The sequence below is a fragment of the Bacteroidales bacterium genome, assembly GCA_022647615.1.
GTDB lineage: Bacteria > Bacteroidota > Bacteroidia > Bacteroidales > UBA932 > Egerieousia.
In genome coordinates, this window is record JALCKZ010000001.1 from 1473667 (window position 1) to 1485426 (window position 11760).

Genomic DNA, 11760 nt, shown 5'->3' on the forward strand with positions numbered 1-11760 from the left:
AAGAGCAAATTTTTGTAACTTCGTGGCAGTGAGTTTTTATTGATATTTCCACGTCTCTTATGGATACTTCCGGAATTTTTAACCGCATAAGCGGCAGTTATGATGCACTCAATCATTTGTTTTCTCTTAACATAGATAAACGCTGGAGAAAACAGGCGGTCAACTATTTATGCGGGGGCATGAAAGAAGGCGCAAGAATTCTGGATGAAGCATGCGGAACGGGAGACCTGACTATCGCTTTGGCTGATAAAGGGTTCCATGTTACCGGAATTGATATTTCACAGGGGATGCTTGCAGTTGCTAAAAAGAAAGTAGTAAAGTGCAACCCTCTGCCACACTTAATGTTAGCGGACGCGGCCAAGTTGCCGTTTGCAGGCGGTTATTTTGATGCTGTTACAATTGCTTACGGCATAAGGAATTATGATGACAGGGCAACAGCTCTTAAAGAGATTTGGAGAGTGCTTCTGTCGGGAGGAAAATTGGTAATACTGGAATTTGCAAAACCTACAAATCCTTTTATAAGAGGGTGTTACAACTTATACTTTAATAATGTGCTCCCTTTCATGGCTAAGATTTTCACAGGCGGAAAGGAGAAAGGAGCGTATAAATACTTCATACAATCGGTAGAGAAATTCCCTAAATTTGAAATGTTTTGCAAGGAGATTGAGGCGGCCGGATTTAAAGAGGTGAAGTTCACAAAGCAAACTTTTGGAATTTCTGTTTTATATACAGCTGTTAAGTGATGTGGTCTAACGAGATTTGGCCTATAATATCTGCGGTGCTATACGCAATGAACATGGGGATAGCAATTTATGCTTCCGTTACCATGATTTTGCGCAGGCAAGACCCTATTAAGACTTTGTCATGGACGGCGGTGATGGTGCTGCTCCCGTATATTGGAATTTTGCTCTATTTTGTCTTCGGCCAGAACTTTAGGAAGAAAAAGATTTTTTCCCGCAAAGGGTTGGGGGATGTTAAATTAAGGCAGGAGTTGTGCGTGGATGAAGAAGAGAAGCTAAAGAAAGACCCGCAACTTTTTTCAGCTGAAAATGAACCATATAAAAAGCTTGTTTACCAGAATCTTAAGAATAGCTATGCGCTCATAGATTATAACAGCGATATTGATTTTTATTTTGACGGCCGGGATGCTTTGGATGCTATGTATAAGGCCATTGAAGAGGCAAAGCATCATATTCACATTCAGACATATATACTTGAGGATGATGTAACAGGAAATAAGTTTGTGGATTTGCTTGCAAAAAAAGCGCAGAGCGGCGTTGAAGTCCGCCTTCTTATTGACGGCATGGGCTGTGTTTCCCTTAAGAAAAAATTTTTGGAGCGTCTGAAACAGAGCGGGATAGAGGTGCTGATTTTCTCTCCGGTACGTTTCTTCATGCCAATGAGCAGACTTAACTATCGCAATCACAGGAAGATACTTGTTGTTGACGGGAAGGTCGGTTTTCTCGGCGGAGTAAATATTGCTGACCGCTACTATTATGGAACTGAGGCTGGAGATTGGCATGATACTCATATTAAGATAGTTGGAGAGTCTGTGTTCTCTTTGCAGGAGGGCTTTTTGCTGGACAGGTATTTTGTTCTCAACCGTAAGTTAAGATATAGCAAGAAGTACTATCCGCAGATTGAAAATCAGAAATATGATATAACTATCGGGAGGAAAAATTTTTACAGTCAAATTATCTCTTCTGGTCCCGACAGCGACTGGGCCGGTATCATGCAATGTTATTTTACTGCTATTACTTGCGCGCGTGACCATATATATGTTGTAACACCGTATTTTACTCCAAATGAGACAATTCTGAATGCTATTAAAGTTGCGGCACTCGGCAATATAGACGTGAGGATAATGCTGCCGGAGAAGGCAGATTCTGCTACTGCTACATATAGCACCAAATCTTATATTGGCGAATTGCTTGAGGCAGGTGTAAGAATATACCTTTTTAAGGAGGGCTTTAATCACTCAAAGGTTATGAGCATTGATGGGAATATAAGTATTGTAGGGTCGGCAAATATGGATACAAGAAGTTTTGAGCACAACTTTGAAATCATGAGCGTACTTTATAATTCAGATTGTGCTAAAGTTGTGGAAGATAAGTTCCTGCAAGATTTAGAGGAGTGTGATGAGGTAAACCTGGTAAAGTGGAGGAAGAGGCCGGTGGAGGAGAAAGTCAGAGAGAGTTTTTTCCGACTGCTAAGTCCGCTAATGTAATAATCTGTGATTATGGCTTGTAGGGAGATGCGTAATTAAGATGATGAAAATTTAAATAATAAGAGATATGGAAAAAGAATATGTTGTCGGTGTTGATGTAGGCGGACAGACTGCAAAGATTGGCGTTGTAAACCGCAGAGGTGAAATACTTTGCCAGAAAGCAATTGATTCTAAATATGGAAAAGGGGAGGCTGATAAGTTTGTGAAAGCTCTCTGTGCTACAATACGCGAGCTTACCAAAAAGGTTGGTCTTGAGAATGTTAACGGAATAGGAGTTGGAGCTCCCGATGGAAATTTTTACAAGGGTACAATTGAAGATGCTTCTAACCTTCAATGGGCAAAAGGAATTATTGTCCCGTTTGCTAATATGATTTCCAAGGAGTTAGGAGGTATCAAGGCGGTTGTAACTAATGATGCGAATGCTGCTGCGATGGGGGAGATGACATACGGTGCCGCAAAGGGAATGAAGGATTTCATCATGATTACACTTGGTACCGGAGTTGGCAGCGGTATTGTTATTGGCGGAAATGTGGTTTATGGTCACGATGGTTTTGCAGGCGAACTTGGTCATACTTGCGCCGTGCGAACAAACGGAAGAGAGTGCGGGTGCGGGAAGAAAGGCTGCCTGGAGGCTTACACTTCTGCTACCGGTGTTGCAAGAACCGCAAAAGAATGGATGGCTAACTCATTAAAACCTAGTTTGCTGCGTGAAATAAAAGGAGATATAACATCAAAAGATATTTATGATGCTGCTGAAAAGGGGGATAAGATGGCTATAGAAATATTTGAGTATACCGGAAGATTATTAGGTGAAAAATTCGCGGACTTTGTAGCTTTCTCCGCACCTGAAGCAATAGTGCTTTTCGGCGGTCTTGCACATGCAAGCAAGTATATTATGAAATCTTTGATGGACGCTATGAATGAGAACCTTATATCATTGTGGAGAGGAAAAGTAAAGGTTATTACCTCTGCGTTAAAGGAGAGCGATGCAGCCATATTAGGCGCCTCTGCTCTTGCGTGGTAAATCTCAAATCACGGAGATGTTTTTAGTTAAAAGTAAATTCTTAATATTTAAAAAGTTATATGAATAAAATTGTTTTTTTGGATGCTGCTTCAATAGGGGAAGATGTTTCACTTGAGCCGGTTGCGAAACTGGGAGAGCTTGTTACATACCCATTTACAAAAGCTGAGGATGTTTTTGGAAGAGTTAAGGATTGTGATATCCTTATAATTAATAAGGTCGTAATTGGGAAAGAGCAAATTGATGCCGCAAAGAATTTGAAACTTATTTGTGTTGCTGCTACCGGGACGAATAATGTAGATATTGCCTATGCAAATAGCAAAAATATTCCAGTAAAAAATGTTGCGGGGTATTCAACCGAGAGTGTTGCACAAGTCACATTATCAATGGTTTTAAGCCTCTCCTGCTGGCTTGGATATTATGATGCAAGAGTTAAAAGCGGAGAGTATTCGCGCGGGAATCTTGTGTCTGATGTGAGCCGTGTTTTCACTGAGCTGAGCGGAAAACGTTATGGTATTGTCGGCTTGGGCAATATAGGTTCCAGAGTTGCCTCTCTTGCAAAGGCATTTGGAATGGAGGTGGTTTATTATTCAACTTCCGGTAAGCCGCATTCTTCTGAATATAAGAATGTTTCATTGGATGAACTGATGAAAACCTGTGATTACATATCTGTTCATGCTCCAATGAATGAGAAGACAAAAGACTTGATTAAGTATGCACAGCTTAAGATGATGAAGCCTTCTGCATTCATAATTAATCTTGGACGCGGTGGAATCATTAATGAAGAGGATCTTGTACGTGCTCTAAATGAGAATGTTATAGCAGGTGCAGGAATAGATGTCTATTCAAAGGAGCCAATTCCTCTGACATCGCCATATTTGAAAATCAAGGATAACAGCAAGGTGATTCTTACGCCGCATATCGGGTGGACCAGTCAGGAGGCTCGTAAGTGCTTGATTAATAAACTTTCAGAGAATATAATTAATTTCAAAAACTATTAGCCGAAGGCCTGGCACGTAGTGCCAGTGCATCTCCGCGGCGTTAGCCGCGTAAACCACTAGTTGCGACGCCGCTTTGTGGCGGCGCAGTAGGCGTTGGCTTGTGCGGTTGGTATAATAGCGACGGCTGCGGCGGACTATTTAAAATTTTTTTGCGGTAGACTATTTGAAAATTTTCTATTTTAGAGGTGAATTAGGTTCCTTCTTCATGTAGTTATACTCAAGCTTGTCAACAAGCCTCGGGCAAATCTTATTCAGAAAGACCGTAAGTTTTCCGATAGGCGTCAGCACAACCTGAGACTTGCGCTTATACACGGCATGCACCATCTTAATCGCGACAGTTTCCGCACTCATCATGCCTGCCTCGTCCCTTGGAGTTTCACCCTGAGGTGTACCGTCCGCGGTAAGCGCTGCAAATCTGACATTTGAAGCGGTAAAGCCCGGTGCAAAAACCAGAACATTTAACCCGTCGTGAAGATGCTCAACTCTCAAAGTATCCAGGAATCCATAGATTGCAAACTTTGAAGCAGAATATCCGGTACGTGCCGGAAGTCCTTTGAAACCTGCAATAGAAATTACGCCAACTACAGTTCCCTTGCTCTTAAGCAGATAGGGCAGCGCGTATTTTGTGCAGTAAACGGTCCCCCAGAAATTAACATCCATAAGACGCTTAAGGACAATCAAATCTAAGTCTCTGAACATTGCCCTCATGGAGATGCCCGCATTATTTACAAGCACATCTATTTTCCCAAATTTCTCTACCGCAGCCTCTATCAGCCTCTTGCAATTATCCTCTTTTTGAACATCTGTCGGGACAGCAAGAAATCTTCCAGCCTCCTGTCCCTTATGAGACAGTTCGCAAAAAGTCTGTTTTAGCTTGTCCGCGGAACGCGCCGCAAGTACAACGCTTGCTCCTTCCTGTGCAAAAGCACGAGCGGAGGCAAGACCTATCCCGGAACTTGCCCCCGTTATTACTACAACTTTACCGTCAAATTTGCCCATTGCAAAATGCTATTTGCCAATTAGTTATACAAGACGGCTAATCAATAGCCATATCTTTGATATCATTGTCTCCGCTGTAGGCACCTGCAGCAAGTTTCTTCTTAATCTCCTCAAAAGCTTTAAGAGTATACTCAACATGCTCCATCTGGTGCATTGCGGTGCAGATAATTCTGAACATTATAACACCCTTAGGTACAACAGGATATACAACAACAGAGCAGAATATCTTATAGTTTTCTCTCAAATCTACAAGTATGTTTGTTGCTTCTGGAACTGTTCCCTTTACAAATACAGGAGTGATACAAGCCTCTGCGGGTCCTACATCAAAACCTCTCTCTCTCAGACCATTCTGCATTGCGCGTGCGATTTCAAACAAATGTTTTCTTCTCTCGTCGCCATTGCGAATCATATCAAGTCTCTTTAAGCATCCCTCAACAAGAGCCATTGGAAGAGACTTTGCATATATCTGACTTCTAAGATTATATCTTAAGAAATTGATGATGTCTTTTGGACCTGCGATAAATCCTCCAATTGCAGCCATTGCTTTTGCAAAAGCTCCAAAGTACAAATCAACGCCATCCATAACTCCTTGCTCCTCAGATGTTCCGCGTCCGTGTGCGCCCATTACTCCAAAGCCGTGCGCATCATCAATTAGAATTCTGAATTTGTATTTTTTCTTAAGCGGAACAATTTTTCCAAGAGCTCCCATAGCCCCGGTCATGCCGTAAACTCCTTCTGTTACAAGTAGTACGCCTCCTCCCTGTTCATTTGCAACCTTCTCCGCACGTGCAAGAACTTTTTCGCAGTCCGCAATATCATTATGTTTATATCTGATTCTCAATCCCATGTGAAGGCGCAAACCATCCATGATACATGCGTGGCACTCTTCATCGTACACAACAACATCATGTCTTGTAAGCAGCGCATCCAGAATAGATACCATGCCCTGATAGCCGAAGTTTAGAAGATAAGCATCTTCTTTCTGCTCAAAATCAGCAAGTTCACGCTCCAGCTTTTCATGCAAAGAAGTGTGGCCGCTCATCATTCTTGCACCCATAGGATATGCAAGACCCCATTTTGCAGCCGCTTCCGCATCAACTTTTCTAACCTCAGGGTCATTTGCCAGGGCCAAATAATTATTAAAAGTCCATGCGAGTACCTTTTTACCATTGAAAGTCATATAGGGCCCAATCTCTCCCTCTAGTTTTGGGAACATAAAATAGCCGTGTGCTCTTTTCCTGTATTGTCCAAGAGGTCCTCCCTCATTTTCCTTAATTCTGTCAAAAATGTCCATAATATTTATTTTTTAATTATTTTCTGTCGCGACAGATATTATCTGACTCTCAGCTTCTTGCCGCTGCGAATGTTATTTCCTTTTATGCCATTAAGCCTCTTTAGCTTTGCCACTGTTGTGTGGTGGCGGCGGGCAAGTGCTCCAAGAGTATCTCCTTTCCTTATTGTGACACTGCTGCCTCTTCTGCTTCTGCTCCTTCCATAATTCCTGTGCCTGCCGCTTCTGCTAAAGTGCAGTCTTTGATAACGGAAGTTATCTTTTGTAAGAACAAGAGTATTGTCTTTAATTGCGTATGGTCCTGTATCAAAGTCTATTGCATCTCTAGGGTTGATAGCGTTTCCCAGATACCTAAGCTCAAAATGAAGATGCGTGCCGGTTGAATGTCCGGTGCTACCTCCAAGTCCGATAGGCTCTCCTGCCTTTACTCTTTGTCCCTCATCAGCAATAAATCCGCTCATGTGGCCATACAAAGTCTCCAGTCCATTATCATTGCGCAGAACAATGAAGTTGCCGTAACCACTTCCATCATAGCGTCTTATGCGTACAACTCCATCAAATGCCGCACGTATGGTATCACCCTTGAAGACTTTTAAATCTATGCCGGCATGTATTCTTCCCCAGCGCGGTCCAAACTCAGAAGTCTCATACTTCCTCTCTATAGGAGGGCAGAACCCGCTAACATCTATGCGGACAGTGTCCTTCATGTCAGCAAGCTTAACATTATATGGATTGATTGTGGTATTGCTCCAGATATCATACTCCTCCGGAAGCTCTGTAATTGGCTGATCTGTATCTTCCTCATCATCACTCTCTTCCTCCTCTTCATTAATCAGAGCATTTCTCTCCTCTTCAATCTCCTTGAGAGTATTCTTTGTAAAATCTGTAACGGAGAAAATAATTTGCGGACGCTTTGCGGAGTTTTTATCCTTCTCCTTTGATGGATTCTCGCTGTCCAGAGAGTAATTTTTAAATGGGTCCGGGAGGTAAAAGATAGGAATGTAACCGGTTGACAACCAGAAATCTGACCAGATATCGTCTAGTGTTACACCAGTTGCGGTTGAGTATCTCAAATCAATAGTATCCCTAACCTGAGGAAATCTTGGGTCAAGTTTAATGCTTATAGGAATATCTTCCTTATTGCGCCTTTTCCCAAAAAACTGAGCTTGTCCCTTTAGCGGGACAAGCAGGAGTAATGTAAGAATAATGTAGGCGTACTTTTTAAGCATCAATGTTAGCGTATTTTGCGTGTTGCTCTATAAATTCCCTCCTCGGTGGAACATCATCCCCCATAAGCATAGAGAAAATACGGTCAGCTTCAGCTGCATTTTCTATATAAACTTTTCTTAAAATTCTATTTGCCGGATCCATAGTGGTTTCCGCCAGCTGGTCTTGGCTCATCTCTCCCAATCCTTTGTATCTCTGGATTTTAATACCTTTCTCAGATTGGGTGCCGCCCTTTGTAAGCTCAGCAACAACCTTATCTTTTTCCTCGTCGCTCCAGCAATATCTGTTGGCATCCTTTCCCTTCTTAATCATGTACAAAGGAGGAGTAGCGCAATAGACATAACCATTCTTAATCAGGTCTATCATATAACGGAAGAAGAATGTCAAGATTAGAGTCGTAATATGCGCTCCGTCCACATCGGCATCGGCCATAATTATAATCTTATGATATCTTAACTTGCTAAGGTTTAATGCCTTGCTGTCTTCTTCAGTTCCAACCGTAACTCCAAGCGCAGTGTAAATGTTTCTAATAGTCTCGCTATCAAATACTCTGTGCTCCATAGCCTTCTCCACGTTCAGAATTTTTCCTCTCAGCGGAAGGATGGCCTGGTACATTCTGTTTCTTCCCTCTTTGGCAGTACCGCCTGCGGAATCTCCCTCAACCAGGAAGAGCTCGCATTTGGAAGGATCTCTTTCTGAGCAATCTGCAAGCTTTGCAGGAAGTCCCACTCCGCTCATTCCGCTCTTTCTCTGAACCAGCTCCCTTGCTTTACGTGCTGCGTGCCTTGCCTGTGCGGCAAGAATAACTTTATCTATAATCAGTTTTGCATCTTTAGGATGCTCTTCCAGATAATTTTCCAAAGCGATGCTTGTAGCCTGGCTTACAGCCGCCATAACTTCCGCATTTCCAAGTTTTGTTTTTGTCTGTCCCTCAAACTGAGGCTCAGCAACTTTCACAGAAATTACAGCTGTCAAACCCTCTCTAAAATCGGAAGGGTCAATCTCAAATTTGAGGTTCTTAAGCATTCCCTCTTTATCTGCGTAGTTCTTAAGGGTTGTGGTTAAGCCTCTTCTGAATCCCGACAGGTGAGTACCTCCCTCTATTGTGTTGATATTGTTGACGTAAGAGTGGACGTTTTCATTAAACTCGGTATTGTATTGCATTGCAATTTCAATAGGGTAGCCTGTCTTGTCGCTCTCCAGATAAATAGGGTTCTCTGTAAGTTTCTCCCTGTTACCGTCCAAATATTTGACAAATTCCAACAGGCCAAGTTCAGAGTAGAATATTTCAGTCTTTGGTTTTGAAACCTCAACTCCCTCATCATTAGTCTCTTTGGCGCGCATATCGGTAAGAGTCAGCTTTACCTTCTTGTTAAGGTAGGCAAGTTCTCTCAGGCGCGCTGCCAGAATATCATAGTTGTAAACTGTCGAGAGCGTGAAAATTTCAGGATCCGGCTTAAACGTAATAATAGTGCCGGTATCTGAGGCCTCTCCAACTGTTTTTACAGGATACAGGGGTTTGCCCTTTGAGTACTCCTGCATGAAGACTTTGCCCTCTCTGTGGACCTCTGCGGTCATGTGTATAGAAAGCGCATTAACGCAGGATACTCCAACGCCGTGCAAACCTCCTGATACTTTATAACTTCCTTTATTGAATTTACCGCCGGCATGCAGAATGGTAAGAACAACCTCCAATGCGCTGCGGTGCTCTTTCTCATGCATTCCCGTGGGGATACCTCTTCCGTTATCCTTTACGGTAATTGAATTATCCTCATTGATTGTAACCTCAATGTTGTTGCAAAAACCTGCAAGTGCCTCATCTATTGAGTTATCTACAACTTCATAAACCAGGTGGTGAAGTCCTCTTTCACCAATATCTCCAATGTACATGGAGGGACGTTTTCTAACAGCCTCCAGGCCTTCCAGAACTTGAATGCTTTCCGCATTATAGCTCTCTCCGGCGCCCTTCTTTTTCAACTCTTGTTCGCTCATTTTTTTTACTTTTTTTCCTAAAACTATTAACGTACAAATTTAGGAAAAAATTAGAACTTTACCAAGAGTCCGGCACCCCCCGAAATGGTCTTTTCTATATACATTCCGTAATACTGTACATTGCTGTTTAACAGATTGTTAAGCTGTGCAAAAGCGGTAAAGTGCTTGTTGATAACATACTGCCCGTAAATGCCCATGTCCACAAAGTCTGAAATCTTGGCCCCGGTAAAGGTCAGAGTGTAATTTCCTCCGGCATTGTCGCTTACTCTTCTTCCAAGAATATAAGGGGTTGCGGCGCGGTAGTAAATAGTTGCTCCAATATAAATTCTCTCCCTGAAGTTGTATTCTCCATACATGTTAAGTTCAAAAGGTGCGTAGCCGGAAGGCTTCTCCTTGCTAATCCAGTTAACTGTTCCGTTTGCCAAGTTCTGCATATCGGAATATTTCTTGCCTTTGGTGTATTCAGAGAAATTGAACTGCAGTCCCGCCTTAACTCTTTCAGATTTGTAATCTGCCTGGCCGCCAAACATGAACTCTCTGTGATTTGAATAGAGCGCGTTAAAAACGGAATTTGAGTAGTCTGTGGCAACAGTGCTGCCTGCCGGATAATATGCGTTATTCATCAGCTGTTCATATTCAACATATTGCAACATTCCTTTCCTTATTGCATAACCTGCATAAATATCATAGCTGATTTTATCGTTGGCCATTCCTCTAAGCCCCGCTTTTGTAATCAAAGGTACTGAGCTTGCTCTCATGTCAATCACAGGGGCAATCCATCTGTTTTTCCTCAACAAAGATGAATAACTGTTTACGTCATTGCCTCCGTCGGCAATTCCATAAGCCCACAATTTGTTATCAATTAATTCGTACGATACAGTTGCCTTTGGACTTATGTAAGTGAAATATTTATTTACCCCATCTTTATTTTTGAAGGAGACGGAAGCTCTTGCACCAAGATTAAACTTCCATTTCCCGTTGTTGAACTTATACTGTAAAGTTCCCTCCAGCAGGGAGTAATGATAATCTTGAATTCCTGTATAAAATACTGATTCTGAGTTAACTCCAACAGTTACCATTGAGTATTTGCCAAAGGTTGGGCCCGCTTCTGCATTAAACTTCAACCAATTTTCATAAATGTTCGGCTTCTCAACCAATGGAGTATTGCCCCTTGCCAAAGAGGATAGAAGAGCAATTTTTGCCTTGTCTGAAGTGTTGCAGTATGCAAGGTTAGCGTCATATCTGAATTTCCCCGTATAGTTTGCGTTATCTACGGAACTAATATTCAAGTTGATACCTCCCTGATTATATTGGTGGGACATGTCATCTTTCATGAAGTTTTTGTTGCCAAAATGGCTGATATCAGGCGTGCCGGTGAATCCGGCAAAACGCTGGCTGTTATATCCGTAATAGCTGTCGTGAACATTACGGTAATAAGCCTCCGCGGAAAAATTGCCTTTGAGCCATTGATGGTCGTAGTTAACGGAGCCGCCTGTGTTCCAGCTCCTTGCTTGTGCTTTTGTATTCAGGTCCGTTGTCTTGCCGTTATCTTTAAATCCGGCAAGCGGCATCTTTCCCCAATAAGATTTATGTTCAAATTTAAATCTTAAATTGTCCGATACATCTGCGTTATTGTTTTTGAAAATTTTCGGCTGCAGATAAACCGTTGCAACCGGCGCAAGCGGAAAAGAGAGTCCAACTCTTGCTATTATCCACGGATAATCTGCCTGCATTGGGCTGTGTATCTGTGCGGAAGGAAGAGGGGAGAATTCATACAAATCTCTGAACGGCTTGTCAAAAATGTGATAGTCAAAATTTAAATTAAAGTTTTTCAAAGTGTCAGCAAAATCCATAGCCATCTTAGGCTTTCCCGCTGCGGTAAGGTCTCCTTCATAATTCTTGTCCACTCTAACCGTAGCATTTTGTGCGCTCATAGTTGCCGGAAGTGCCAGCATAGCCAGCGCGGCTAAAATTGCCAAATTGTTGTGTTTCATATAAGTAG

The 11760-nt window shown here is 42.3% G+C and carries 9 protein-coding genes; 4 read left to right on the forward strand and 5 right to left on the reverse strand.

The genetic code is table 11. From position 1 onward, the window contains the following. Positions 1-59 precede the first annotated feature (59 nt). The 4 genes from ubiE (at position 60) to LKM37_06475 (ending at position 4249) form a co-directional block, all read left to right on the forward strand. Positions 60-743 (forward strand): bifunctional demethylmenaquinone methyltransferase/2-methoxy-6-polyprenyl-1,4-benzoquinol methylase UbiE, encoded by a 684-nt coding sequence (gene ubiE / locus LKM37_06460; protein MCI1720634.1) that lies wholly within the window; start codon positions 60-62, stop codon positions 741-743. Then, positions 743-2227 (forward strand): cardiolipin synthase, encoded by a 1485-nt coding sequence (cls, locus tag LKM37_06465; GenBank protein MCI1720635.1) that lies wholly within the window; start codon positions 743-745, stop codon positions 2225-2227. Before ubiE ends, cls begins: the two co-directional genes overlap by 1 nt. Before the next feature lie 67 nt (positions 2228-2294). Beyond that, positions 2295-3251 (forward strand): ROK family protein, encoded by a 957-nt coding sequence (locus LKM37_06470; GenBank protein ID MCI1720636.1) that lies wholly within the window; start codon positions 2295-2297, stop codon positions 3249-3251. A 59-nt stretch (positions 3252-3310) separates the two neighbouring features. Beyond that, the gene (locus LKM37_06475; protein MCI1720637.1) at positions 3311-4249 is read left to right on the forward strand and encodes a D-2-hydroxyacid dehydrogenase; all 939 of its coding nucleotides are present in this window, start codon (positions 3311-3313) and stop codon (positions 4247-4249) included. Positions 4250-4423: 174 nt separating this feature from the next. Here the strand turns inward: LKM37_06475 and LKM37_06480 are convergent, their stop codons facing one another. Genes LKM37_06480 through LKM37_06500 form a run of 5 tightly spaced genes read right to left on the reverse strand, consistent with a single transcriptional unit; the run spans position 4424 to position 11752 of the window. After that, positions 4424-5248: an SDR family oxidoreductase gene (locus LKM37_06480; GenBank protein MCI1720638.1), complete on the reverse strand. Its 825-nt coding sequence runs from the start codon at positions 5246-5248 to the stop codon at positions 4424-4426. Positions 5249-5285: 37 nt separating this feature from the next. Continuing rightward, the gene (locus LKM37_06485) at positions 5286-6542 is read right to left on the reverse strand and encodes a pyridoxal phosphate-dependent aminotransferase family protein (protein MCI1720639.1); all 1257 of its coding nucleotides are present in this window, start codon (positions 6540-6542) and stop codon (positions 5286-5288) included. Positions 6543-6580: 38 nt separating this feature from the next. After that, positions 6581-7768, reverse strand: a complete 1188-nt coding sequence (locus tag LKM37_06490) for a peptidoglycan DD-metalloendopeptidase family protein (protein ID MCI1720640.1) — start codon at positions 7766-7768, stop codon at positions 6581-6583. Further along, on the reverse strand, positions 7761-9758 hold the full coding sequence (gene gyrB, locus LKM37_06495; GenBank protein ID MCI1720641.1) for a DNA topoisomerase (ATP-hydrolyzing) subunit B: 1998 nt from the start codon (positions 9756-9758) through the stop codon (positions 7761-7763). Before gyrB ends, LKM37_06490 begins: the two co-directional genes overlap by 8 nt. A 50-nt stretch (positions 9759-9808) precedes the next feature. Continuing rightward, the gene (locus tag LKM37_06500; protein ID MCI1720642.1) at positions 9809-11752 is read right to left on the reverse strand and encodes a hypothetical protein; all 1944 of its coding nucleotides are present in this window, start codon (positions 11750-11752) and stop codon (positions 9809-9811) included. Between the last annotated feature and the right edge of the window lie 8 nt (positions 11753-11760).